This is a genomic window from Salinicola corii, from assembly GCF_008298015.1.
GTDB lineage: Bacteria > Pseudomonadota > Gammaproteobacteria > Pseudomonadales > Halomonadaceae > Salinicola > Salinicola corii.
In genome coordinates this window covers 1-25,785 of record NZ_VTPX01000019.1, presented here as the reverse complement: position 1 = coordinate 25,785, position 25,785 = coordinate 1, and the positions used below count along the sequence as shown (strand labels likewise).

Sequence of the window (25,785 nt, the reverse complement as noted above, 5' to 3'; positions counted from 1 at the left end):
CATTACGCATGGCATCGGGAGCGTGAGCCGCCGTGGCGTTGCACTCGCGTGCAAAGGGCTTGTTCGAATTGACATCGAACCCTCGTTACCCTGCATCATTCGGGTCCGACTCTCGGACCACGAAGCTCCCTGCGTCGTTTTTCTCACCTCAAACCCGTTCCCAATCGGCAACCGGTGTTTTCTCCGAGGTGGGCAAGTAATCGTCGGCGTGTTCACCCAAGCGAGCCATCATCTGCATAAACTCCCGCCGGGGCAAGCGAATCTCCAGATTCGAACGACCGTGCTCGTCGAACGCTTCGTCTTGCACGGCCTGCAATTCGTGCAGAGCCGCTCGTAGTCGACCCTGCTCGGGTGTCAGCGTCAAGCGGATATCCAGGATATCCTCGGCCAGCCACTCGCCGAGTGCCTCGCGCAGCAGCTCGAGCCCCTCGCCATCGCGTGCGGAGAGCCAGACGACTTGAGGGAATCCATGCTCGTCGCGCTCGATGCGCGGCGATGTCCCCAACAGGTCGATCTTGTTCATCACCAGCAGTCGGGGCACTTCGTCGGCGTCGATCTCCGCCAGCACGCTGTCGACCTGGGCGACATTGAGTTCGCGGTCGGGGTCGGCGGCGTCGATCACATGCACGATCAGGCTGGCCTCGGTGGCCTCCTGCAGCGTGGCCTGGAACGCCTCGACCAGCTTGTGGGGCAGGTGTCGAATGAACCCCACCGTATCCGCCAGCACCACATCGCCGACGTCCGGCACGTCGAGCCGCCGCAGGGTCGGGTCGAGAGTCGCGAACAGCTGATCGGCGGCATACACCTCGGACGCCGTGATCGCATTGAACAGGGTCGATTTGCCAGCGTTGGTGTAACCCACCAACGATACGCTGGGGACCTCCGCCCGCGCCCTGGCCCGACGGTTCTGGTCGCGCTGCTTGCGCACCTTTTCCAGCCGCCGGTGGATCGACTTGATCCGTCCACGCAGCAGGCGGCGGTCGGTCTCCAGCTGGGTTTCACCCGGGCCACGCAGACCGATACCGCCTTTCTGGCGCTCGAGGTGCGTCCAGCCTCTCACCAGTCGCGTGGACATGTATTCGAGCTGGGCCAGTTCGACCTGGAGCTTGCCTTCATGGGTTCGCGCGCGTTGCGCGAAGATATCGAGGATCAGACCCGTTCTGTCGAGCACGCGACACTTGAGCGCACGCTCGAGGTTACGCTCCTGGGAGGGAGACAGGGCATGATTGAAAATGACCAGTTCGGCATGATGGGCCTCGAGCGCGGCCTTGACCTCGTCGAGTTTGCCACTGCCGATGAAGGAACGAGGATCGGGGCGGCGTCGACTGCCCTGAATCAGGGTAGCCGACTCCGCCCCGGCGGAGCGCACCAGTTCCAGGAGTTCACCCGGATCTTCGCGCTCCTGCTCGTCCTGAAAGTCCACATGGACCAGAATCGCCGTTTCGCCGGCGTCGGGACGTTCGAAAAACAATCACAACCTCTCGATTAGCTATCGAGTCCGGGCGCTGCGTTGGGATCCTGCGGCGGCAACCGGACGTTACGGGACGGCACGACCGTCGAAATGGCATGCTTGTAGACCATCTGACTGACGGTGTTGCGCAGCAGGATGACGAACTGATCGAACGACTCGATCTGTCCCTGCAGCTTGATGCCGTTCACCAGAAAAATGGAAACCGGGATGCGCTCCTTGCGCAGAATGTTCAGGTACGGATCCTGAAGGGACTGTCCTTTGGACATGTTGCTCTCCCTAATACTGTTATGAGTAGTGCTGTTTTAGTTGGGCGGCGATTCGTTCTGACTCGGCATCACACCGGCGGCATCGCTTGCCGCGAGTATAGGTCTCGACGAAGCCCGCCATTTTACGCTAACTGCCGTGCTCACGCACGATTTTCGCAATCCGCTCGTCCACGTTCGATCCGCAGCTGTCGACCCAGTGCAGATCGGGCCAGCGCCGCAACCAGGTCAGCTGACGCTTGGCCAGTTGACGCGTGGCAGCGACGCCACGCTCACGCAGCGCGTCGAGATCGTAGGCACCTTCGAGATGCTCCCAAGCCTGCCTGTAGCCGACGCTGCGCATCGATGGCAGATCCGCGTGAAGATCGCCTCGCTGTTTCAATGTAGCCACTTCCGAGACAAATCCACCAGCCAGCATGGCATCGAAACGCCAAGCGATGCGTTCGTGCAGCACGCTACGCTCGGCAGGCGCGAGAGCTATGGACAACAGCCGCCAGGGAAAGTTTTCACGCTGCTGGCGCCGCCAGTGCTCGGAGAGCGTCACCCCACTCAGCCGGAACACTTCCAGCGCCCGGATCAGGCGTTGCCGGTTGCGCGGGTGAATCGCCTCGGCGGCCTGCGGGTCCACCTGGGCGAGCTCCGCGTGCAGGGCCTCGTACCCTTCGCGCTCGCCGCGCTGGCGCAGCTGCTCGCGCAGTGCCGGATCGGCTTCCGGCATGGTCGCGACCCCGTCGATGAGACGCTTGGCGTACATCATCGTCCCACCCACCAGCAGCGGCATTTTGCCGCAGGCGCTGATTTTCTCCATCTCGGCCAGCGCGTCGCGGCGGAAATCGGCGGCGGTATAGATCTCTGACGGGTCGCGAATGTCGATCAGACGATGCGGCGCCCGGGCCAGCTCGGCCGACGACGGCTTGGCCGTGCCGATGTCCATGCCCCGGTAGACCATGGCGGAATCGACGCTGATCAGTTCGGCCCCCAGCCGTTCGTGCAGTGCGATGGCGCTGTCCGTCTTGCCCGCGGCGGTGGGACCGAGCAACAGAATCGCCAGCGGTCGGTCATCCTCACGCGAACGCGCTGGCACAGAAAAATCGGAACTGGCGGCGTCCACGCGGTCACTGCCCCCGGAGAAACAGCTTATCGAGCTGTGCCATCGACATCTCGGTCCAGGTGGGACGGCCGTGATTGCACTGCCCGCTGCGCTCGGTTCGCTCCATGTCCCGCAGCAGCGCGTTCATCTCCGGCAACGTCAGCAGGCGGTTGGCGCGCACGCTGCCGTGGCAGGCCATGGTGCTGAGCAACTCGTTGATGCGGGTCTCGAGACGATCGGAACGGCCAAACTTCTCGAGATCACCGAGCATATCCCGCACCAGCGGTTCGATGTCGGCGTCGGCCAGCAGCGCCGGAACCTGACGGATCAGCAGTGTCTCCGGGCCGGCGGCGTCGAGCACGACCCCCAGCCGGGCAAATGCCTCGCGCTCCTGATCCGCCACTTCGGCCTCACCCGCACTGACCGCCATGGAGACCGGCACCAGCAGCGGCTGGGCATCGAGTGCGCCCGAATGAATCTGCTGCTTCATGCGCTCGTAGACGATGCGTTCGTGGGCGGCATGCATGTCGACGATCACCATGCCGCGCTCGGTCTGCGACAGGATGTACACGCCATGCAGCTGCGCCACCGCATATCCCAGCGGTGGTGCCTGGGTGTCGTCCATAGCCGGCAAGGTGGTCACAGCTACCGGGGGGCGCTCCCCCTGGGCGACGCTGGCCGCCTCGCCTCCAGGCGCGCCAGCGCCTCCTTCCCGCGGCATCAGAAGCGTCGACTCATGATCCGGGTGCAGCGCGTGATAACCGGCCATGAATTCGCGAATGCGCTGTGTACCGGGCCGGCTCTGCCCGGCTTGCCCGCCCAGCGAATGCTGCCCGGCCAGCGTCATCCGCTGTTGCTGCCAGCTCGGAGAATCATCTCCCTCCAGAGGGTATGCCTGACTGCCCTGCCGTGGCGAGACCGATGCGGTCGCTCCCCCGCCGGCCGACTCGTCCGCGCCCTCCTGGCCGCCTTCCGCCATGGCGTCGTTGGGCTTCACCGATGCCAGCGCGCGGTGCAGGCTCGAGAACAGAAAATCGTGGACCAGACGACCGTCGCGGAAGCGCACCTCATGCTTGGTCGGGTGGACATTGACGTCCACCACCCGCGGATCGAGTTCCAGGTAGAGCACGAATACCGGATGCCGGCCGTGAAACATCACGTCGCGATAGGCCTGGCGAATGGCATGGGCGACCAGGCGGTCGCGGACAATGCGTCCGTTGACGAAGAAGTACTGCTGGTCGGCCTGGGCGCGCGAGTGGGTCGGCTGCCCCACCCAGCCCCATAACCGCAGCCCCGTGGCTTCCAGATCGACATGCAGCGCCTCGTCCAGGAAGCGCCGGCTCAACAAGGTACCGATTCGGCGCTCGCGCCCGGCCTGATCCGATGCCACGCCAGGCAACTGATGCACGACCTTTTGGTTGTGCCGCAACACCCAGGCAATATCGAAACGGGACAGGGCCAGGCGGCGGAACGCCTCCTCGACGTGACCGAACTCGGTCTTCTCGGTGCGCAGGAACTTGCGTCGCGCGGGCGTATTGAAGAACAGGTCGCGCACCAGTACCGAGGTGCCCCGCGGATGCGGTGCGGGCGTGACCCGGGGCTCCATCTGGCGCCCCTCGGCCACCACGCGCCAGCCGCCGGAGGGGTCGTCGGCGGCGTTGGAAATCAGCTCCAGCCGCGAGACTGAGCTGATCGACGCCAGCGCCTCGCCGCGGAACCCCAGACTGGAGACATCCTCGAGATCGTCGAGCGAGGCGATCTTGCTCGTCGCATGCCGGGACAGCGCCAGCGGCAGGTCCCCCTCGCCGATGCCGATGCCATCGTCGCGCACCCGAATCAGCCGGGAACCGCCCGCCTCGAGTTCGACCTCGATACGCTGGCTGCCGGCATCGATGGCGTTCTCGACGATCTCCTTGACCACCGACGCCGGACGTTCGACGACCTCCCCCGCGGCGATCTGGTTGGCCAGTCTGGGATCGAGTATGCGGATGCGTGATGACTCGCTCACCGACAGTCTCCTGCTGCTGTTGCATGGATTGTCATCGTCATCCTCCTGGAATGGTCAACACCTGCCCAACCCGCAGAATGTCGCTATCCAGCCCATTGGCCTGCTTCAGCGCCTTCATGCTGATGTTGTGGCTCGCCGCCACCTGAGACAACGAATCCCCTCTCTGAACGCGGTATTCGTTGCTGGCGCCGCCACGCCCCTGATCGCGCTGCCACGCCAGGAGGCTCGAGGGCGGCGGATGTTGGCGGAAGTGGGCCACGATCCCCTCGTAGATCGCCTGGGCCAGCTTGGCCTGATGCGCGGACGACTTGAGCTGGGCCTCTTCACGCGGGTTCGAGATGAACCCGGTTTCCACCAGCAGCGACGGAATGTCAGGTGACTTCAGCACCACGAAGCCGGCCTGCTCGACGCTCGACTTGTGCAGCTTGTTGATCCGCCCGAGCTGGTCGATCACCTGCCCGCCGGTCGCCAGCGAGTCGTTCATCGTCGCAGTCATGGTCAGATCGAGCAGCACGCCGCGCAACACCTCGTCCTTGTCGTCCAGACTCAGGCTGCCGTCGACACCGCCGATCAGGTCGGACTGGTTCTCGCTCGCCGCCAGCCACCGTGCGGTCTCCGAAGTCGCCCCCCCTTGGGACAGCGCGTAGACCGAGCTTCCGGACGGCTGGCTGCTGCGCACCGCATCGGCATGCACCGACACGAAGAAATCGGCTTTCTGCTGGCGTGCGATCAGGGTGCGCTGGCGCAGGCCGATGTAGTAGTCGCCGTCTCGGGTCAGAAACGCCTTGAACCCCGGCGTCTGGTCGAAGCGCTGCTTGACCTTGCGCGCGATATCCAGCACCACATCCTTCTCGCGCGTGCCGTTAGGGCCGATCGCGCCGGGATCCTCACCACCATGACCGGGGTCGACGGCGACGATGATGTCACGCTTGGGATGTGGCTGGGCCTCGACGGCGGACGCTACCGTCTCGGCCTGCTCCGGATTGCCCTCGGCAACGGCCTCCTTCTGCGCCCGCTGCGCGGCGATCTCCTGGTCCCGGATCATCGCCTCGATAGGATCGATGGGATCCTTGACCGCGCTGGCGCCAGGATAGTCGAGATCGACCACCAAACGATCGCTGTACTGCTCGTTGGGCGGCAGCGTGAAACTCTTGGGTGCCACGCTCCGATTGACGTCGAGCACGACACGCAACCCACCGCTTTCGCGCACGCCGGTGCGCACCTTGGAGATGGCGCTGTCGTCAAGATCGAGCTTGTCGACATCGAAATCCAGGTCGGTACTGTCGAGATCGATCACGACGCGGTCGGGACTATCCAGCGTGAAGACATTGGCATTGACCGGCCCCGACATGTCGAACACCAGCCTGACGTGGTCCGGCGCGGACCACAGGCGCATGTTGTGGACCTCCACCGCCTGCGCTTGCGCGGCCGCGCCCAGGCAGCAGAGGGACACCAGCGCTGTCATCGTTCCGCGCCCATGCCTCGCAAGACAGCCTATCCGGCGCCCCATGAGACGGCTCATGGCCGACTCGGCCAACCTGACCAGCGAGGAGATCAGCGGCAGCAACAGTAGTAGCGCATACCCAAGCCTACCGGCGATTCGTGGCGGGACATCGCGACGAGCGGTCGTGACCGAGGGCGACATCTCTCGAACGTCTTTCAGCATTCATCTTCCTTGTGACTCAAGCACGCCGGCATTCTTGCCAGGACGGCTCGTCCCTGTTGACTGTAAGCAGTTCCCGACACCCGCCGGCCATCGGATACCAGTTGCAGACGAACCTCCAGATCCGGGACCGGCAACCAACCCGCGCCACGGCTCGGCCACTCGATCAGGCACAGCGCATCGCTGCCCAGCATGTCGCGAGCGCCCATGAATTCCAGCTCCTCGGGATCGCCGAGGCGGTAGAGGTCGAAATGAAAGATCCGGGCCGACGCGGTCTCGTAGGGCTCGACGAGCGTGTAGGTCGGACTCTTGACCGCCCCGACATGGCCATAAGCCCTGAGTATGCCCCGTGCCAGCGTGGTCTTGCCGGCGCCAAGGTCACCGATCAGATGAACCTGGCCGCGACCGGCCAGGGCCTGGCCCAGCATTTCACCAAAGGCCACCTGGGCGGCTTCGTCGTTAAGCGTGATCGGCATGACTCGAGACAGGTTGGGGGTTGGCCAAAGTTCGCGCATAGGATGCCAGATCAGTCGCCAGCAGACCACGCTCGCCGGCATCCAGCGCTGCCGCATCCGCCGCCAGGGCATGGAGCAGCACCCCGATCCTCGCAGCCTCTCCGAGCGAGGCGAGCTGGCCGGACAGCCCGGCGATGATACCGGTCAGCGCATCGCCCATCCCGCCGCTGGCCATGCCGGGATTGCCGAACGGGCAGAGCGTGAGCCGATCGCCGTCGTAGACCAGCGTACCGGCTCCCTTGAGCACGACAGTGCCGCCCCAGCGTCGTTGCAGGGCGATCACGGCATCGCGCCGATCCCGCTCCACTTCGGCGGTGGAAATTCCCAGCAGCCTCCCGGCCTCCCCGGGATGCGGCGTCAGCACCCAGTCGTCGCGGTGGATACCGCTCTCCTCGCGAGCCAGCAGGTTGAGCGCATCGGCGTCGACCACGCAGGGCTTGCCGGCGTCGAGCACGCTGCGCAGCGCCGCCTGTCCCCAGGCACCGTTACCGATGCCCGGGCCGATGGCCACCGTGTCGGCGGACTCGATCATCGCCTCCAGATCCGGCGCACCACGCACGCCTCGCGCCATGATCTCGGGGAACCGGGTCAGGCTGGCGGAGACGTGCGCGGCGTCGGTGGCCAGACTGACCTTGCCGGCACCGACGCGCGCCACCATCTCGCTGGTCATCAGCGCCGCTCCGCCCATGCCCGGGGCGCCGGCCACGACCAGCACATGGCCGTAAATCCCCTTGTGGCTGCCGGGCCTCCGCGGTGGCAGGGCCCGGGCCAGATCTTGACGCGTCTGCAGCCAGGCGACCGGCGCGATGCCGCCATGCGACCGTGGATCGACGCCCAACGGGGCATATATCACATCGCCGACCACGTCGAGGGCCGCACCGGTATGCAGACCCAGCTTGTCGCCAACGAACGTGACCGTCAGCGTCGCCGCCACCGCTTCCGTCTCGATATGACCGGTATCGACATCGACGCCCGACGGCGCATCCAGCGCCATGACCGGGCAGCCACTGGCGTTGACCTCCGAAATCGCCGCGGCATAGGGGGGACGCGGCGCGCCGTGGGCCCCGGTCCCCAGCATCGCGTCGACCATCAACTCCCCATCCAGCGTCAGTTCGTCATTCCACGCAACCGGCACGACCCCCGCTTCCGCCGCCAGCTCGGCTGCTCGCCGCGCATCGCCCTCGAGCTCGGCCACCGGCTTCAGCGCCACCAGGTCGACCGCCACGCCATCGGCGGCAGCCAGCGCGGCGACGATATAGCCATCGCCCCCATTGTTGCCTCCACCGCACAGCACGCAGACGCGACGTATGCCCGGCCACCGGGCACACAACACCTCGTAGGCCGACTCTCCGGCGCGGCGCATCAAGGCAAAGCCGTCACCCTCGGCATCGATGGCGCGGCGATCCAGTTCACGGACCTGATCGGCGAGATAGAGCGGGCGCTGAAAAGAAGAGGCGGTCATCGTGACTCCTGTCATCTTTCGATAGAGAATTTGCCGATTGGGTGGTGCCATATCTGCCGCTCGGCTCATTAGTGGTGTAGGGTAGCGCACCCGACACTCCCACCCCTGCTTGCGTCCCTGCGGTATGTCACAACCATCCAGCGTCGATTTCAACGACCTCGCCTCACGCGTCAAACAGTGGGGACGAGAGCTCGGCTTCCAGGCGATAGGTATCACGGATACCGATCTGCAGACCCATGAGCGCTATCTGCAGCGCTGGCTGGAGGCCGGGCACCACGGCGAGATGCACTACATGGCCAGGCACGGGAGCAAGCGCACGCGACCGCAGCAACTCGTGCCCGGCACGCTGCGTGTGATCAGCGCCCGCATGGATTACCTGCCGCCCGAGGTCGAGACCACCAGAACACTGGGACAGCCGCACAAGGCGTATGTTTCACGCTACGCCCTGGGTCGCGACTATCACAAGCTGATCCGCAAGCGCCTGGACCAGCTGGCGCGCAAGATCGAGGAAGAAGTCGGCCAGATCGGCTATCGCGCCTTCGTCGACTCCGCCCCGGTGATGGAGCGCGCCCTGGCCCAGAAGGCCGGACTGGGCTGGTTCGGCAAGAACGCCATGCTGCTCGATCCGCAGGCCGGCTCGCTGTTCTTCCTCGGCGAGCTCTATACCGACCTGCCGCTACCGGTGGACCCGCCCTTCGAGCGCGAACACTGCGGTTCCTGCAGCAGTTGCCAGACCGCCTGCCCGACCGATGCCATCATCGACGACAAGGTGATCGATGCCAGGCGCTGCATCTCCTACCTGACCATCGAGCTTCACGGCAGCATTCCCCTCGAGTTTCGTCGGGCCATGGGCAATCGGGTCTACGGCTGCGACGACTGCCAGCTGTTCTGCCCTTTCACCCGCTTCACTCGCGCCAGCGCAGAGCCGGATTTCGCGCCGCGCCATGACCTGGACCGCGCCGAGCTGATCGACCTGTTCGCCTGGAGCGAGAGCGAATTTCTCAAGCGCACCGAAGGCAGCCCGATCCGACGCATCGGCTACGAGCGCTGGCTGCGCAACCTGGCGATCGGCCTGGGCAATGCGCCCTGGAGCGAGCGCGTCGAGCATGCCCTGCGAGCTCGCCTGGCGTACCCCTCCGACCTGGTTCGCGAGCATGTGCGCTGGGCGCTCGAGGAACAGCGGATCAAGCGTGAAGCGCGCATCGTCAGCGCCTGAGGCGTGGCCGCGGACGACCGGCGCCCCATCGACGATCACGCGGGCAGTTTCAGGAAGGTTTCGCGGTAGTGCCTGAGCTCCGCCAGCGACTCGCGAATGTCGTCCAGTGCTTGATGGGTGTTCTGCTTGATGAAGCCGTTGGCCACCGCCGGATTCCAGCGCTTGGCCAGTTCCTTCAACGTCGAGACGTCCAGATTGCGATAGTGGAAGAAGTTGTTGAGCGCCGGCATCTCGCGCTCCATGAAGCGCCGGTCCTGGTGGACGCTGTTGCCGCAGACCGGAGAGCTGCCGGGCAGGACATAGGTGGCCAGGAACTCGAGCGTGCGGCGCTCCGCTTCCGCCGTATCGATGACACTCTCCCGGACCCGCCGAACCAGTCCGGATTCTCCATGCGTCTTCTGGTTCCATTCATCCATCCCATCGAGCAGGGCATCCGGTTGATGCACCGCCAGTACCGGGCCTTCGGCGATCAGATTGAGTTCGTCGTCGGTGATCAGGGTCGCCACTTCGATGATTCGCTCCCGATCGGGGTCGAGGCCGGTCATTTCCAGGTCTATCCAGACCAGAAGATCGCTGCGGGCGCCAGCGGCGGATGGTTCAGACATGAACAACTCCAGGGTCGGTGTCCTCCGGCCACACGGACGCGGGCGGACACGGCAGGTCGGTAACGGCTACAATGCCGCCATTCTACCCCCGTGACACGAGGAAGGGGCAAACACCAGAGGTGGCTTCACTCCCCTCTTGAGCCTCAGACAACCGCGAGCCGACACCCATCATGAGCCGCCGTAAACTGACCCGCCAGCAGCGCTGGCGGGTCGAGAAGATCCAGGCCGAGCGTGCCGAACGCGCCTCGAAGAAGGACGAGCGCGACAGCGAGCGCCTCGACGCCGGCGAGTACGGCGCCGAGCGCCCGGGCCGGGTCGCCGCCCATTTCGGCCGCTCGCTGGAGGTCGAATCCGTCGAGGGCGACCAGGTTCGACTGCACCGCTGCCATCTCCGCGCCAATCTCGAAGGCCTGGTGACCGGCGATCAGGTGATCTGGCGCCAGGCCAACGACGGCAGCGGCGTGGTGGTCGCCCGCGGCGAGCGTCACAGCGTGCTCGAGCGCCCCGATGTCCACGGTCAACTGCGGCCGGTGGCCGCCAATATCGACCAGATCCTGATCGTGGTGGCAGTCGAGCCGGAACCGCACCCCAATCTGATCGACCGCTACCTGGTCGCCGCCGAGAGCACCGGGATTCCCCCCGTGCTGGTGCTCAACAAGAGCGATCTGCTGCCAGCCGAGGGCGGGCCGTTGCGCGCGATGCTGGCACGCTATCGCGAGCTGGGGTATCCGCTAATCGAAGCCTCGGCGCGCGGCGAGCAGGGGCTGGAAGGGTTATGGGCGCAACTGGCGGGTCGAACCTCCGTCTTCGTTGGCCAGAGCGGGGTCGGCAAATCCTCGTTGATCGACAGGCTACTTCCCGACGAGACCCTGCGGATCGGGGCGCTGTCGACGGATACCCGCAAGGGCAAACACACCACCACCACGGCCCGCCTCTATCCGCTGCCGCTGGAAACGACGGTCGATGGAGAGCGTCGCGGTGACCTGATCGACTCACCCGGCATCCGCGAGTTCGGGCTATGGCATCTCGACGAGCACGAGCTCGCCGAGGGTTTCATCGAGTTCCGCCCCTCTCTCGGCCGCTGCCGCTTCCGCGACTGCCGTCATCGCCGGGAACCCGGCTGTGCGCTTATCGACGCCGTCGAGCGCGGCGAGATCCATCCTCAGCGCTTCGCCAGCTTTCAGCGCATCAGAGACGACATCGCCGCGTCCTGAGAGTCACCAAGGTTTATCGAAGCCGCCGCCCCAGGCGCCTTTCGAGACGACGCTGAACGGCTCCCGTTGCGCCGGGTCTTGTGGCATGGATGCCACAAGAGGCGCGCCTGGACAGGGATGTCCTTGTGCGCCGACCCAGGCGCAAGCGGAAAGTCGTTCAGGGTTTCGTCGTCTTGTGGCGCAAAAAGAGGGGGAGCGACGAGGGGGCGAGCGTTAAGCCCCCTCGTCACGGTGAGCCATAGGCTGGATTGGACTCGGCAGTCGTAGTTCCACTGCAATCTCTCGTCATCCATGACGCGAGACCCGGCTCGACGCTCTGCGTTCAGCGCCGTTCTGGAAGGCGTCCAGGGTGCGAGACTTCGAGCAAATCAACCTGACCAACAACAAACCAACTTGGCTCGGGAGTGCCCATGCCGCGTTAACGAAGGCTGATTAAGCAAAAGGAGTCTGGATCAGCCCTGGATCAGCCCTCGAACAACATCAGAATGGACAGCAAGAACAGTACCCACATGGCCGGGCGCACTTCCTTTGCCTTGCCCACGCCGACCTTGACCACCACGAACGTCAGGAAGCCGAACACCACGCCGTGGGTGATCGAGTAGGTCAGCGGGATCAGCATCATCGCCACGAAGGCCGGGATCGCGTCGTCGTACTGCTGCCAGTCGATGGTGCGGATCGGCGAGAGCATGAAGACGCCCACCATGATCAGGGCTGGCGCGGTGGCGATGGCCGGCACCAGTGCCAGCAGCGGCGACAGGAACAGGAACGGCAGGAACAGCAGACCGGCGACCACGGCGACCAGACCCGACCGACCGCCCTGACTGATACCGGCCGCGGACTCGACATAGGCGTTGGCCGGGCTGGTGCCCAGCGGTGCGGAGATCAACGCCGAGAAGGCGTCCACCATCATCGAACGGCGAATGTTGCGCGGCTCGCCATCCTCGTCGAGCAGGTTGCCGGCCTGACAGACGCCGATGAAGGTCGACATCGCGTCGAAGAAGGTGGTGAACAGGATCACGAAGATGAACGGCCAGTAGGCCACCGACAACGCGCCGACGAAGTCGACCTGCCACAGCGCCCCGAAATCCGGCCAGGCAAAGAGGCCCTGGAAGTTGACCAGCGTCGGCGCCCCGGTCGGCGACATGGCACTGGCATCGCCCCACAGCCGGCCGATGGGAATGGCGAGTATCGTGGTGATGACGATCCCCAGGATCAGCGCGCCCTGGATGCGACGAGCGACCAGTACGGCGGTGATGCCCAACCCGATCAGGAACGTCACCAGCGTCGGCGTCATCTCGCCCAGACCGACCACCGTCGCCGGATTGGAGACCAGCATCCCGGCATTGACCAGGCCAATGACGGTGATGAACAAGCCAATGCCACAGGCGATGGCATGACGCAGCGTCGCCGGGATGGCGTCGACCACGTAGCGGCGCACGTTGAACAGCGCCAGAATCCCGAACAGCACACCGGACCAGAACACGCAGCCCAGCGCGGTCTGCCACTCGATACCCGCCCCCAGCACCATGGTGTAGGTGAACAGCGCGTTGATCCCCATACCCGGCGCCACCAGGATCGGGTTGCGCGCGTAGAGCCCCATCATCACGCTGCCGAAGAAACTGATCAGCACCGTCGCCGTCAGGGCGCCAGCGAACGGCACGCCGGCACTGGAGAGGATCGAGGGATTGACCACGATGATGTACATCGCCGCCAGGAAGGTCGCGACGCCCGCCAGCACTTCGGTCTTCACCGTCGTTTCCAGCGAGCGCAGAGAGAACATTTTTTCGAGCACGCAGCAATCTCCTGGCAATCATGATTGTTATTGGTGACGCGAACCGCTCGCGTCCGTGAATTTTGTATACGAGGATCGTTCCAATGAAAAGGGCCGAAAGGTCATCAGGCCGAAAAATCCCGTCCGAATTCGACCTTGCGAACGGGTGGAGGCCACTCTCGAGCGGCGCGCAGTATAGCGGATCCGCTCCGTGACGCTATCCTGGCGACAGGCACGTGTGCCATCATCATGTCTATTGCCGCATCACGATCACGACAGGAGTCACCGCTCATGAGTTCGGAAATTCCTCAGTTGCCGTTGATTCTGGATCCGGCCACGCTGACGCGACATCTCGATGATCCCCATATACTGATCATCGATGTACCACTCAAGGCCGATAGCTACGACTCGGGCCATGTGCCCGGCGCAATCTTTCTCGACTCTCGCCGCCTGCTGGCAGGCTCAGGGGATATACCCAACGATGTCCCATCAGAAGCAGCCCTGAGCGTGCTGTTTTCCGAACTCGGGCTGACGTCGGAGACTCACGTCGTCGCCTACGACGATGAGGGCGGCGGCTGGGCTGGCCGTCTGTTGTGGACGCTGGAACTGATCGGACATCGCCGTTATTCGTATCTCAATGGCGGTATCCACGCCTGGCGCGCCGACGGTCAACCGGTCTCCACGACGCCGGCCTCCTCGACGCCGAGCGAGTACGAAGCCGCCTACCTCAACCCGGCCGTGCAGATCCGCCGTGAAGAGCTGATCGAGCGTCTCGGCGATCCGCGACTGGCGATCTGGGATGCGCGCTCCAACGAGGAGTACCGCGGTCTCAAAGGCGACAACCGCAAGCTCGGGCATATCCCTGGCGCGGTCAATGTCGATTGGCTCGACGTGATGGACAAGAGCCGCGACCTGCGTCTGCGCGATTACGCCGAGTTGGTCTCCGAACTGGAGGCACGCGGCCTGACCCAGGACAAGGAGATCGTCACCCACTGCCAGACCCACCACCGCAGCGGGCTGACCTGGCTTGCCGCCAAGGCGCTCGGCTACGACAACGTCCGCGCCTACCCCGGCTCCTGGAAGGAGTGGGGCAACCGCGACGATACGCCGATCGAGAAATGACCGCTCGCCGCGAGAACCGCCATTGCGAACGCCGGACGTTCGCACACCTTTGCTCGAAGCTCGTGGTCTATTGCACGTCAACGGTAGTGCCGCTACCTTGTATCGCCCTCTAACTCGGGATCGATACCATCGTGGATCGCCAGGAACTCTTCGCCAGAATTCAGTACCCGTTACCTCACCACGCGATCTCGCGACTGATCGGCCGGATCGCCGATAGTCGGGTCCCCTGGGTCAAGGACCTGTTCATCCGGCGCTTCATCCAGACCTACGGCGTCGACATGACCCAGGCCCTGCAGCCGGATCCTGGCGCCTATGCCTGCTTCAACGATTTCTTCACCCGCGCGCTCAAACCCGAGGCCCGCCCCATCGGCGAAGGCCTGGTGTCTCCCGCCGATGGCGTGCTGTCACGCTACGGTCGTATCGAACACGGCACCCTGATCCAGGCCAAGGGCCAGACCTACTCGCTCAGCGCCCTGCTGGGCGGCGACGTCTCGCGAGCGGCGCCGTTTCGCCAGGGCAGCTTCGCCACGGTCTATCTATCGCCCAAGGATTATCACCGGGTACATATGCCGATGACCGGCACACTGCGTGAGATGACCTATGTCCCGGGACGGCTGTTCTCGGTCAACAGCGCCACCGCCAACCATGTACCGGGGCTGTTCGCGCGCAACGAGCGGTTGGTCTGTCTCTTCGATACCGAGCACGGGCCGCTGGCCATGGTGCTGGTCGGCGCGATGATCGTGGCCGCCATCGAAACCACCTGGGCCGGTCAGGTCACGCCGCTGAGCGGCCGCATCCAGACAACCCGCTTCGACGAGCCGATCGTGATCGAGAAAGGACGGGAGATGAGCCGCTTCAAGCTCGGTTCCACGGTGGTGATGTGCCTGGGGAGAGAGACCGCCTTTGGCGACTTCGATCCCGAGGGCAGCCCGATCAGCATGGGGCAGACGATGGGCGCGCTGCCAGGGACAGCGTGAACCGGCTGACACCGGCTATCAGTCGAGCCGGTCCCGTACATAGGGTCCCAGCGCCCGATCGATGACGGCTTCGACGAAATCCTGGTCGATGTCGCAAAAGGAGACCGATAGCCGGTAGTAGACCGCGCCATAGATCAGATCCATGCTCAGGTCCGGATCGATCTCCGGGCTGAGCTCGCCTCGCTCGACGGCACCGACGATGGCTTGCCGGCCCATCTGGCGACGCGGTCCGATCCAGCGCTCGACGAAGGCACGGCTCAGTACGGGGTCGGATTGGGCGGCGCCCAGCAGATACTGCAGCAAGCGGCCATGAGGGCCATTGAGCACCTCGGCCAGCGCCAGCACGCTGCGCCGGAAACTGGCAACGACGGGCAGTTCGTCATCGTAGGCGATGCTCGGCCCTACCGCTTCCAGAAAGGCATCCATGACGATGGCAACCGCATTTGGCCAACGTCGGTAGATGGTCGACTTGGCCACACCCGAGACGCTGACTATCCGCTCGACGGTGGCATGGTGAATTCCTCCCTCCAGCGCCAGTTCCAAGGCTGTTCGCATCACCTCGGCAGAAGCCGTGGCGCTGCGTGGCCGACCTGGGCGTGCAGGAGAAACGACGGGCATGGAAGACATCCTTGTCAAAAACAGCTCCTGAAAGATACGGTAGTATAGGATGATTACCGTATCGTATCATTTTTTAGTAAAAAACTGTTACCCCTGCCGCGACCCAGATCCCGCCGACCCCGTTGTCGCGGGCATCCCATCTTCGTTCGACACGCATTACTGCTCGAGGCCTCATCATGGAGAGTTACGATGGAGAGTTATGACGTCACCATCGCCGGAGCCGGCCCCGCCGGACTGGCCGCCCAAAGACTCTCTGGTCAGGGACGTCGAGTTTCGTATCGACCAGCCCAGCGAGCAGGCCGTCTTCCAGACATTTTTCAATCTCGACCTCAAGCTGACGCTGCAGACGACCCGTTTCGATGAGCCGACTGTGATCGAAAAGGGCCACTTCAAACTCGGCGCCACGGTGGTAATGTGCCTAGGGCGCGTGACTGCACTCGGCGAATGCCCAGTATAAAAAAACGCGGCGGCACCTGAGTGCCGCCGCGAACCAAACACGACGATAACCCACCTACCCCATAACAACGACCCACCTACCCCATAACAACGGCTTCAAACGCTCCTTCCGACCAGATAGCCTCCCAGGTCCCGATCCACGATGGCTTCGATAAAGCCGTCATCCATCGCGCTGAATGAGACCGTCAACCGGTAATAAACCACGCCATAAATGAGGTCCATACTCAATTCCGGATCGAGTTCCGGATCGAGTTCTCCTTTCTTGACGGCCTCGACAATGGCCTCCCGCCCCATTTGTCGCCTGGGCTCGATCCAGCGCTTGGCGAACGCCTCGCCCAGTTCAGGGTCAGACTGCGCCGCACCCAGCAAGTGCTGCAGCAACCGGCCGTAAGGCCCATTGAAGATTTCGACCAGCACCGTGACGCTATGACGGAAATTCGTCACGACAGGAAGGTTCGAGTCATACGCGATGACCGGCCCAATCTTCCAGAAACGCATTCCATGACGATGGTACCTACATTCGGTTAACGCCGGTAAATGGTCGGTTTGGCCGAAAAGGCGGAGATTCGCTCAATGGTGGTATGATGGATCCCATCCTTGATCTCCAGCTCCATCGCTTTGGGCGAAGCCGTGGCACTAGGTGACCGTCTGAGCCTCATTAAGAGGAAGCTGTAGACATCAATGACATCCTTGTCGAAAACGACACTTGAGATTAAGATGCCATTGGATACGAATCGGTCCGTATCAAATCCTTCTTTATTTGTAGCCAACGATACCTTAAACAGATTGAGTGGCGCCCATTTCCCCTGGGACAAACATCGATTCGTCATATCCGCACAAACGCCCTAGGCTATCGATCCATGGCGGCTTGTGACGTCGCTATCGTTGGAGTCGGCCCCGCCGTTTGACCGCCGCCAACCGACTTTCACGTCAGGGCCGACGGACCATGCTCATTGACCAAGGCCGCGAGATAGCCCAGTGCCATCGGGAATCGGGAGCCTAATTAACCCAAGGCCATGGCGACGCCGAAAAGCAGGAAGTCATTCCAAAAATGGCATAGGTAAAATGAGCTTGAGTTTTAGCGCACAAAAAAGCTGGTCATTTTAATTATCGCCTACCAATCAAGACAACTAACGCGAGAGAGGTAACGAAAAAAAATCAACAAGCTTTATCGAAAAAATGCAGACTACCAAGGCCAGCCTACGTCATTCAAAAGATGTTATTTATCAGAAAAGACATTAATCCCTGTCAGACTAGCCGTGAATTTCCACAATTTAATCGCCTCCTCTGGGTCAACCGCATATTCGCAGACACCTACGAAGGGGGCAGGATACTCAGATGCGAGTGCAGTTACATCGCAATCCTCGCAATAGAGCCCACCGAGACCATTCAGCTTAGGGCTGGTAGCCGCCCAGACTTCGGTTGCTGCTCCCTGAGCAGTAGATTTGAAGGTCGGATCGATCGGGTTTCCATCTTTATCCATCCACCCTTCGTCAACCATTTCCTCATTAGTCAGGTGGCGTTGCAACGGAGTGAAAATTTTCCCTGGATGCAATGAAAACGCACGAACACCGCACTCTTTACCGTAATTATCCAGTTGAAGCGCAAACAATACATTTGCGGTTTTAGACTGACCGTATGCAAGCCATTTATCGTATCCGACGGTGAACTGGATATCATCCCACCGGATAGGCGAGTTATGGTGTCCTGCTGACGAAACGCAGACAACCCTTCCACCAGAACGGATATTATTCCAAATTGAGTTTACCAGCACATAATGGCCTATGTGGTTAGTTGCAAACTGGGATTCCCAGTACGGCCCCACTCTGCGCTCAGGACATGCCATGACACCGGCATTGCACAGCACGTAATCGAACTGATAACGGTTGGCAGAAACAAGCGCGGCCACGCTCCTGACGGAAGCAATGTCAGAAAGGTCCAGAGGGAGAATAGTGATGTTGTCCAGCTCACTGAGGTTGCAGGCAGCTGATTTCACATCTCTAGCTCCCACAACAACATGTACTCCCGCAGCGGAGAGAGCCTTTGTTGCTTCAAACCCAAGACCAGAGTGCCCACCCGTAATAAAGGCAGTTTTTCCCTCCAGATTTAAGCCCTTGAGCACATCAGATGCTGTTGAGGACGCATCAAACCCTGAATTAACCGGTTTTTGAACCGTCATATTGCCTTCCTAATTTTACTGTAGCTCAGCTTGAGAATGAGGAGTATAGAACTCTTCTAGAGCAACTATCTCGTGTTCATCCAGCACAATTTCAACACTCTTGATATTCTCGGCGAGCTGCCCGACTGAGGTTGCCCCGATGATAGGAGATGTCACACCGGGACGGGACAGCAGCCATGCGAGCGCTATGTGCGCAGGCTTGCATTCTTTGTTTTTAGCTATTTCGTTAAGTGCGGTAATGATTTTTGCATCGCTGGCCTTAGCCGACTCATACAGCCATGACTGTACCTTGTCTGACTGTGTTCGGATTGTTTCCACGTTTCTGGCAAGCCTTCCCCGGGCAAGTGGACTCCAAGGCGTGACGCCAACCCCCTCAGAGAAGCAGTAAGGAAGCATTTCACGCTCGTCTTCTCTATTAATGAGGTTGTAATGATTCTGCATACTAATGAACGGTGTCCAGCCATTATTACGCGCAACGTTTTGCGCCTTAATAAACTGCCAGGCCTTCATTGAGGAAGCACCTATATAGCGAACCTTACCATAGCGGACCAAATCATTGAGCGCTGACATTGTCTCTTCGATTGGCGTATTCGGATCCCATCGATGAACAATATACAAGTCAATATAGTCTGTTTGCAACCGCTTTAAACTCTGATCAACTTGGAAAAATATTTCCTTCCGTGATAACCCACCTGACTGTGGTGAGTCAGTCATCTTTTCATAGATCTTAGTTGCAATCACGACATCATCACGCCTTGCATGTCGTTTCAGGCATTCTCCCAAAATCTCTTCACTCGAACCCAATGAATAGATATTTGCTGTGTCAAAAAAATTAACCCCCAAATCTAGCGCTTTAGCAATGATTTTTTTACTACTCTCAAAGTCCAAAGTCCAGAGGTGTGCCCCTAAGGATGCTTCTCCAAATGACATGCATCCGAGCGCTATTCGCGAAACAACAAGGCCGGAATTACCAAGGTGAGAATAAATCAAGGGTCATCTCCTCAGTTGTTTAGCTCAGTAAGGCGTGACCATGAGGTTTCCTGTTCATCCAGGGGAACACCCAGACTTGAAAGATACATAGCGGTCATCCAGCAGTGCCCGGCCAAATGTGTTGCATCCGCGATCTCGCCCTGAGAATAGAATTCGTTAAGCTTGCGAAACGCAGCAGGCGAGGCTTTGCCATCGTTAATACACTCGGTTATGTAGTGAACCATAGCCTGACGGCAGGGTTCCATCGCGTCGTAATTGCCGCTTTCGATATCACTAATTTCCTGTTCCGATAACCCAGCTTTAATTGCTAATGGATAATGGATCAGGCGTTCAAACTCACTATCCACGAGTTTTGCCACGCGCATCACAATAATTTCACGCTCATAATCATTGAGATAGCCCTGAGTAATTGCACCGCCCAACGCCAAATGAGGGCCTGCTGAACACTTTGTCAAAAGCAGGCTGCGAGTCAGGTTCGATGGAAACTTTTCATAAACACTGAACTCCTCCGGAGTAAAATCACTAACATCTTTAAGCTGAACAAGTGAATTATTCATAATTTATCCTCGTGGACGACTTTGATCAATTATACCATTCAGAACACCAAACACTTCGTTACAACCACCTCCATTTATATCAATTAAATCACTAATAAAACCATCCGGACGAACAACAATGCACACAGATACACTGGGCAGAAGCCCCTTTAACAGCCCGAGAACCTTTCCGCTCAGATTAATAAGACATGCACCTTTTACAGCTTCAGAAGCTTTCTCGAAATAGGCTAGCCATTCCGAATAGATATAATGATCACCCGGCCAGAAAAGAATCGTATATTTTGTCAGGCTGAGATGCGGAGACAGCAAATTTCTGTGCCATTCAAGCGGAATACGTCTTCCTGGCTCCAGTAAATTTTTACCTTCAGGAAGCTCGCCGTGGGGAATATCTATTTGAGCAATACGCGGCGAAAGAAATTTATCCACTAGCCCGGTTCGGGATGCCATTCTGAATGCTACGTCTCTGGCAAATATTGCCTGTCGATTTTCATATAGGCTGACGTTAGCCAGAAATGTTGAAAGTTTAGATGTGCGATTAACACCATTGACTCTCTCTTCTGAATAAGAATCGAGAAGCGATGGTTTGTACTTCCCGAGAATGACACCGGCCAGTTTCCACCCGAGGTTCACCACATCCTGAAACCCACAGTTCATTCCCTGTGCACCAGAAGGGCTCATTGCATGAGCCGCATCGCCCACAAGAAAGACATTTTCATTTCTGTAAGACGACGCTGAACGAACATGGGCGTTAAAAATTCCGCAGAAATTCATATGCCCCAATGATTTCTTACCCGGAGCACGGTCTCTTAAAATCGTTTCGAAAAACTCACGGTTAATTTCACCCTTGTAGTCAGCAGGCACACTTGCCCCGACGCGGAAGAGGCCATCTCCTATCGGGGCCAGCACCATATTACCTTTGCGGTGCAGGTAATACCCTACCTCACGACTGGTGGATTCGCTGACTAGCTCTGCATCGGTAATTGCAAGCCTGGTCTCCATCTGGAAGCCATCAAAAGTGAAACCAAAACATTCCCTAACTTTACTCGAGTAGCCGTCCGCACCAATAACCCACGCAAAGGATTCGTGAGTAACCTTCCCATCCGGATTACGTAGCGTTACATTAACCTGATCATGGCTGTTATGGCCGTTAATGAACTCGAAACCATATTCAATCTGGATACCTTCTTCATTAAGTCGGTTCTCCAGAACTTCTTCAGTTTTCCACTGAGGGATCGTAATACCATAGCGATAGTTGGTGTATTTTAGACGATCAAAGCAGATGTTACCAATCATTTTCTTGTTCGAGTAATAATTCATTTGATCAAAGTAATGACCGGAATTAATAACGCCCTCAGAGACACCAGTGCGAGAGAGTAGCTCCAGTACCCGGGGCCAGATGATCGTCGCTTTTGAATGCGGCGAGTAACGCTCATGCTTGGAAATAATTCTTGCCTTGATACCAAAAAGAGATAACTCCAATGCGGCTAGCATGCCCACAGGGCCACCACCAACGATTAATACACTATTCTCACTCTTGTGAAATTTCATGAACTTGATCTCGATTTTTATTGAGACGACAAAAATTCAGAATCACTACTGAAAAAATAAAACATAAAACCGATACCACTATTAGCAGCAGTGACGTAGATGTAATAAAACTTTCATGTGCATTACCAATGAATCGATAACCCATATTGAGTGTGTGCTCCACCTTGCCGCCCAAGGTGGTATTTAATAATGTGGCAACCGAAGAAGTCAGAGGAATGAAAATAGATTCCCCGCCAATTCTGAAGGTATTAAATGTGCCCGCGGCCAATCCTGCCTGATGAGCAGGAACGGAGTTAACGGCCACCCCGTCAATATAAGACAGCGATATACCGAAAGAAGCCCCAAACAAAAACATTGCTATTTGATGTAATAAAACACTTTCACTTCCTGTGATTTTTGACAAAAAAAGCGGCGAAGAGATCAGAAAAAAAAGCGTAACCTTTAACAAAAATGCATCACTGAGCTTGCTCCTGAATTTCGCGATAATTGACGGAAAAACAAGAGATGGCAATGTCGCAGCCGTCATGATTGAGCCCATCTGCAAGGCTGAAAATTCCGTCACTTTACTCAGATATAGCGGGAAATAAAATAGCACACTAATATACCCAAATCCAAGAAGTAAAGACGTGATGCTCATCGCTGAGAAGTCACGATTTCTGAAAATACGAATGTCAATCAACGGATACTCTGATTTTCTTTCAACCCGATAAAGCAGAGACCCGATCAGAACTGATACCAGCAGCAGGCTCAGTGTCCGGGGATTGTTGAATGTCCAGACCGGCAGGAATGACACCACCATAACGGAAGAAAGCAAAAACACCGTTAATAGAAACCCGCCGACCCAGTCAAAAGGATGGCTGGCACGATGAGCTTTTGCGGAAATTAAAACCAGTGAAATTAACATGACAAATAAAAACGAGGCCATCCCAGCACTGAAGATTAGCCACCCGTGGTCAATATAGCTCAACCCCGAGGCAATAAGCGGACCGCTGATCATCCCAATGCCGAGAAACACGCCAAAGATTGAGAATGCACGAGCTTTCTTTGTTTTATCAACGTGCGATGCCAGAAGAGACGTTGCCGACGTGGTTACTGCTGCGGCAGCTATGCCGCTAACGGCACGGGACGCTAGTAGAAGCATATAATTGTTAGCCAGCCCGCCCAGCAGGAAACCCATCGCTAAAAGTGCAAGGCCAAATAAAAACACATTCTTTTTACCAACATAATCAGATATAGATCCGGTCACTGGCAGAAAGGCGGCGTACATGACCATAAATATATTAATGAACCATTGAGCCTCCTGATATTTCAGAGAATAATCGTTCATTATTGAAAGATTCAGAATGCTCGAAGATGTAATCGTCAATGGAATAATAAACATCGACAGACATACTGTCAGCAAAACATGTATTTCCATTCTGTTAAACCGGGCTTCCGCCATACCGACCTCTTAAGTCTGGTTACTGAGTACTTTCTAGTCTGTAAACCTCTATTCCTTCAAGGTGTGCTTTCGTCTGGTTGATAAATTCCTCTGTATATATTTCTCTCATATGAGCATCAATAGCTGCCTGATCGGCCCAGCGCTCAATCAGAACATATTTATTTTCGAAAATGTACACATCGAAGATTTCACAACCATTTTCATTTATGGTAAGTTCTTTCAAAATAGCAAGCTTACGACCAAATTCTTTAAAAAAACCCGCCTCAGGTATAATGAAAACAACAATATTTAAACTCATGTATATCCTCACAAAAATGATGTATTTAACTGCTCAACGCATGATTTCTTATATGCACCGGTATCAAGCGCGTGAAAAGCGCAGTTGTCCAGAAATGACTGCTCGGATTCAACCCTCAGTATGTATCTCATATAAAGCGAGATGACACCACCGTGGGAAACAATTAGCACATTACCTGACGCGCCCTTCGTCACAAACTCCAGCGCTCGTGAAAATCGTCCTATGCATGCATCCACGGGTTCACCTTCAGGTGGAATAAATTCCTTTTCACCTAACCGAGCGACTAAAGCGGCCCATTCCGGACTATTTTTGTACTGCCCGTCCATTATTCCAAGATTTCTCTCTCTAAAATCCTTATTTACTCTCACCATGGTGCCAGTCGCAGATGCCAGAATGTCAGCAGTCTGAATCGCACGCAGATAGGGAGAGCTGAAAATAACACCTATCTTCAGATTTCTTAGAAACTTGGCTGTCTGCTTAACATTTTCAACGCCGATTGGGCATAACGGAATATTAGTCTGGCCTAAAAGCCTTCCTTCTACGTTAAATGACGTTTCACCATGCCTCATCAGATAGATCATGTAACATTCGCATTATTACGAAGGATAGATTTAACTGAATACTCAATAGCCATTTCAGATGAAACAATCCCGTCTGGTATTTTAAGACCAAACTCTTTTTCGAGAGTAACTGAAATTTCCAGTAGCACCAGCGAATCTAATCCAAGATCGTCGTATACCACACTGTCTGTTACTTTTTCTGCGGGAACATAGTATTTATCCACGAGAAGCTCTTTAATGCGGCTAAAAATTAGATTTTCCATTAGGACACCTCTAGTTTTTCAGATTACATTTGCATTAATTTTCTCATCGGGCCAGCGGAGTACAGCTGCTCCCCAGGTAATCCCCCCTCCAAACGCAGTCACCACGATCTTATTTCCAGGTTTTATTGTACCTACTTTAACATGCCTGACCAGAGTGATAGGAATTGAAGCTGCCGAAGTATTTCCGTATTCTTCAAGACTCATCAGAGCCTGGTCTTTATTCAGTTCAAATAGCTGAGAAATAGTGTCAATGATTCTTTTATTAGCCTGATGGGGAACAATATAATCCACGTTTTCTTTAGACAACCCACTTAAGTTCAGCGCTTCACTTACAGATTCTTTCATATGCGCAATGGCTTTCAGGAAAACTTCTTTACCTTCCATTCTGAAAAATACATCTGCATTGACACCATCTGGGCGGAGTGCGGATTCGGTGCCGCCATCAGGAATCGTAATCAGATTTTCATATTCGCCATCACTGCCTGTGTAAGTTGAAAGAATATTGTCGTCATCGCTGTTGGTTAAAATCATTGCCCCGGCAGCATCACCAAATAATGGATATGTCGTTCTGTCCTGCTTATTCAATATGGTAGTAAACACATCTGCACCAATTAGCATTAACTTTTTGGATTTTCCTGATCGGATCAGAGCATCGGCCAATTCCAGAGCGTAGATAAAACCTGTGCATACTGCATTAATATCAAGTGCTCTAATTTTCCCAAGTCTCAGCATCGCTGCAACTTTAGGTGCAGTGGCGGGGCATCTTCTGTCAGGCGTGGACGTAGCAACAATCAGTGTGTCGACATCACTGTCATCGGAATGGGTGACGCTCCTTAACGCCGCAACACCGGCTTTGTATGAAAGATAACTAGTTGTTTCACTCGAAGAAGAATGATGCCTTCTCTTTATTCCCGTTCTCGTTGTGATCCATTCATCACTCGTATCGAGTACCCTCGATAATTCTTCATTTGTCACTAGTTTCAGCGGCACAGATGCACCCAGTCCGATTATTTTTACGCCCATAATGACCTCAACGATTTAATTGATGAGCAACAGAACACCTAACCTGAATATGATCCAAGCTCGCAACGATATCTGCGCTTCGCCATTCAGCATCGTCTTTGTTCACTAGGCTTGTATTTTCCAGGGTAACATCCAGGTTATTTCCCAGAGGCACATCTGTCTTTTGCAAAGTTTTAAAACTAACATTCCTCATCCAAAGATTATTGGACTCTTCACGGGTTACGTCATCAAGCTCATATAGAAGTATTTGCCCCAACTGGAGAGCTGAAACAAAAACATCGATATAATCAATGTGCTCACATTTTTCGCCATTGACGGTTTTAATCACCATTGCTTCACTTTCAAATTTGGCGGTCTCGATAACCAAGTGCAACACCCGAACTGTTAGCTAAGGTGTTGTCATGACTCATTGCTATCACCATCTCTGCGCCGAAGAGAGAGCTGCCATCATGTTGATGCAGGCAACTCATTCCAT

Annotated in this window: 26 protein-coding genes; 5 read left to right on the top strand and 21 right to left on the bottom strand. The window is 57.6% G+C overall.

Annotated elements, in window-relative coordinates:
- Positions 1–148: 148 nt before the first annotated feature.
- The 7 genes from hflX to F0A16_RS20045 form a co-directional block, all read right to left on the bottom strand.
- Positions 149–1,471 carry a ribosome rescue GTPase HflX gene (hflX, locus tag F0A16_RS20075; RefSeq protein WP_149437592.1) on the bottom strand — a complete coding sequence of 441 codons (1,323 nt, stop codon included), beginning with the start codon at positions 1,469–1,471 and terminating at the stop codon, positions 149–151.
- 14 nt (positions 1,472–1,485) lie between these two features.
- A complete protein-coding gene (gene hfq, locus F0A16_RS20070) occupies positions 1,486–1,737 on the bottom strand; it encodes an RNA chaperone Hfq (RefSeq protein WP_110600638.1) in 252 nt (83 codons plus the stop codon).
- A 127-nt stretch (positions 1,738–1,864) separates the two neighbouring features.
- Complete coding sequence (miaA, locus tag F0A16_RS20065) at positions 1,865–2,818, bottom strand: tRNA (adenosine(37)-N6)-dimethylallyltransferase MiaA (protein WP_149437590.1); 954 nt, start codon at positions 2,816–2,818, stop codon at positions 1,865–1,867.
- Between the two features lie 31 nt (positions 2,819–2,849).
- Complete coding sequence (gene mutL, locus F0A16_RS20060; protein ID WP_149437588.1) at positions 2,850–4,832, bottom strand: DNA mismatch repair endonuclease MutL; 1,983 nt, start codon at positions 4,830–4,832, stop codon at positions 2,850–2,852.
- Positions 4,833–4,869: 37 nt separating this feature from the next.
- Positions 4,870–6,297, bottom strand: a complete 1,428-nt coding sequence (locus F0A16_RS20055; RefSeq protein WP_149437658.1) for an N-acetylmuramoyl-L-alanine amidase — start codon at positions 6,295–6,297, stop codon at positions 4,870–4,872.
- A gap of 194 nt (positions 6,298–6,491) precedes the next feature.
- Positions 6,492–6,971: a tRNA (adenosine(37)-N6)-threonylcarbamoyltransferase complex ATPase subunit type 1 TsaE gene (gene tsaE / locus F0A16_RS20050; protein WP_149437585.1), complete on the bottom strand. Its 480-nt coding sequence runs from the start codon at positions 6,969–6,971 to the stop codon at positions 6,492–6,494.
- On the bottom strand, positions 6,955–8,472 hold the full coding sequence (locus tag F0A16_RS20045; protein ID WP_149437583.1) for an NAD(P)H-hydrate dehydratase: 1,518 nt from the start codon (positions 8,470–8,472) through the stop codon (positions 6,955–6,957). The genes tsaE and F0A16_RS20045 overlap by 17 nt, the downstream gene beginning before the upstream one ends.
- A 124-nt stretch (positions 8,473–8,596) precedes the next feature.
- Here F0A16_RS20045 and queG point away from each other — a divergent pair, with 124 nt between their 5' ends.
- A complete protein-coding gene (gene queG / locus F0A16_RS20040; protein ID WP_149437581.1) occupies positions 8,597–9,688 on the top strand; it encodes a tRNA epoxyqueuosine(34) reductase QueG in 1,092 nt (363 codons plus the stop codon).
- Positions 9,689–9,723: 35 nt separating this feature from the next.
- Here the strand turns inward: queG and orn are convergent, their stop codons facing one another.
- Positions 9,724–10,293, bottom strand: coding sequence for an oligoribonuclease (gene orn / locus F0A16_RS20035; RefSeq protein WP_149437579.1), 570 nt, complete (start codon positions 10,291–10,293; stop codon positions 9,724–9,726).
- 170 nt (positions 10,294–10,463) lie between these two features.
- Between orn and rsgA the strand changes: the two genes are divergently transcribed.
- On the top strand, positions 10,464–11,507 hold the full coding sequence (gene rsgA, locus F0A16_RS20030) for a small ribosomal subunit biogenesis GTPase RsgA (protein ID WP_149437577.1): 1,044 nt from the start codon (positions 10,464–10,466) through the stop codon (positions 11,505–11,507).
- Between the two features lie 463 nt (positions 11,508–11,970).
- Here rsgA and F0A16_RS20025 read toward each other — a convergent pair whose 3' ends face one another.
- Complete coding sequence (locus tag F0A16_RS20025; RefSeq protein WP_149437656.1) at positions 11,971–13,287, bottom strand: NCS2 family permease; 1,317 nt, start codon at positions 13,285–13,287, stop codon at positions 11,971–11,973.
- 282 nt (positions 13,288–13,569) lie between these two features.
- Between F0A16_RS20025 and F0A16_RS20020 the strand changes: the two genes are divergently transcribed.
- Both F0A16_RS20020 and asd read left to right on the top strand, forming a co-directional pair.
- A complete protein-coding gene (locus F0A16_RS20020; protein ID WP_149437574.1) occupies positions 13,570–14,400 on the top strand; it encodes a sulfurtransferase in 831 nt (276 codons plus the stop codon).
- 131 nt (positions 14,401–14,531) lie between these two features.
- Positions 14,532–15,377 (top strand): archaetidylserine decarboxylase, encoded by an 846-nt coding sequence (gene asd / locus F0A16_RS20015; RefSeq protein WP_420853089.1) that lies wholly within the window; start codon positions 14,532–14,534, stop codon positions 15,375–15,377.
- An 18-nt stretch (positions 15,378–15,395) separates the two neighbouring features.
- On the opposite strand, the gene F0A16_RS20010 is transcribed toward asd, so the two are convergent.
- Entirely contained in the window at positions 15,396–15,995 is a 600-nt protein-coding gene (locus F0A16_RS20010; RefSeq protein ID WP_187776090.1) for a TetR/AcrR family transcriptional regulator, read from the bottom strand.
- A gap of 199 nt (positions 15,996–16,194) precedes the next feature.
- Between F0A16_RS20010 and F0A16_RS22060 the strand changes: the two genes are divergently transcribed.
- On the top strand, positions 16,195–16,452 hold the full coding sequence (locus tag F0A16_RS22060; RefSeq protein WP_239023909.1) for a hypothetical protein: 258 nt from the start codon (positions 16,195–16,197) through the stop codon (positions 16,450–16,452).
- A 95-nt stretch (positions 16,453–16,547) separates the two neighbouring features.
- On the opposite strand, the gene F0A16_RS20000 is transcribed toward F0A16_RS22060, so the two are convergent.
- The 11 genes from F0A16_RS20000 to F0A16_RS19950 all read right to left on the bottom strand — a co-directional run bounded on the left by F0A16_RS20000 (position 16,548) and on the right by F0A16_RS19950 (position 25,677).
- Positions 16,548–16,949, bottom strand: coding sequence for a TetR-like C-terminal domain-containing protein (locus F0A16_RS20000; RefSeq protein WP_149437568.1), 402 nt, complete (start codon positions 16,947–16,949; stop codon positions 16,548–16,550).
- Positions 16,950–17,670: 721 nt separating this feature from the next.
- Positions 17,671–18,630 (bottom strand): SDR family NAD(P)-dependent oxidoreductase, encoded by a 960-nt coding sequence (locus F0A16_RS19995; RefSeq protein ID WP_149437566.1) that lies wholly within the window; start codon positions 18,628–18,630, stop codon positions 17,671–17,673.
- Between the two features lie 15 nt (positions 18,631–18,645).
- Positions 18,646–19,620: an aldo/keto reductase gene (locus F0A16_RS19990; protein WP_149437564.1), complete on the bottom strand. Its 975-nt coding sequence runs from the start codon at positions 19,618–19,620 to the stop codon at positions 18,646–18,648.
- Positions 19,621–19,631: 11 nt separating this feature from the next.
- Positions 19,632–20,177, bottom strand: coding sequence for a carboxymuconolactone decarboxylase family protein (locus F0A16_RS19985; protein WP_149437562.1), 546 nt, complete (start codon positions 20,175–20,177; stop codon positions 19,632–19,634).
- Between the two features lie 3 nt (positions 20,178–20,180).
- Positions 20,181–21,725 carry an FAD-dependent oxidoreductase gene (locus F0A16_RS19980; protein ID WP_149437561.1) on the bottom strand — a complete coding sequence of 515 codons (1,545 nt, stop codon included), beginning with the start codon at positions 21,723–21,725 and terminating at the stop codon, positions 20,181–20,183.
- Entirely contained in the window at positions 21,706–23,166 is a 1,461-nt protein-coding gene (locus F0A16_RS19975) for an MFS transporter (protein ID WP_149437560.1), read from the bottom strand. Before F0A16_RS19975 ends, F0A16_RS19980 begins: the two co-directional genes overlap by 20 nt.
- A gap of 19 nt (positions 23,167–23,185) precedes the next feature.
- Complete coding sequence (locus tag F0A16_RS19970; protein ID WP_149437559.1) at positions 23,186–23,464, bottom strand: putative quinol monooxygenase; 279 nt, start codon at positions 23,462–23,464, stop codon at positions 23,186–23,188.
- Between the two features lie 8 nt (positions 23,465–23,472).
- Positions 23,473–24,045: a histidine phosphatase family protein gene (locus tag F0A16_RS19965; RefSeq protein ID WP_149437558.1), complete on the bottom strand. Its 573-nt coding sequence runs from the start codon at positions 24,043–24,045 to the stop codon at positions 23,473–23,475.
- Positions 24,042–24,287 carry an acyl carrier protein gene (locus F0A16_RS19960; protein WP_149437557.1) on the bottom strand — a complete coding sequence of 82 codons (246 nt, stop codon included), beginning with the start codon at positions 24,285–24,287 and terminating at the stop codon, positions 24,042–24,044. The genes F0A16_RS19965 and F0A16_RS19960 overlap by 4 nt, the downstream gene beginning before the upstream one ends.
- Positions 24,288–24,305: 18 nt before the next feature.
- Positions 24,306–25,310 carry a beta-ketoacyl-ACP synthase III gene (locus F0A16_RS19955; RefSeq protein WP_149437556.1) on the bottom strand — a complete coding sequence of 335 codons (1,005 nt, stop codon included), beginning with the start codon at positions 25,308–25,310 and terminating at the stop codon, positions 24,306–24,308.
- Positions 25,311–25,317: 7 nt separating this feature from the next.
- A complete protein-coding gene (locus tag F0A16_RS19950; protein ID WP_149437554.1) occupies positions 25,318–25,677 on the bottom strand; it encodes an AvrD family protein in 360 nt (119 codons plus the stop codon).
- Positions 25,678–25,785 lie beyond the last annotated feature (108 nt).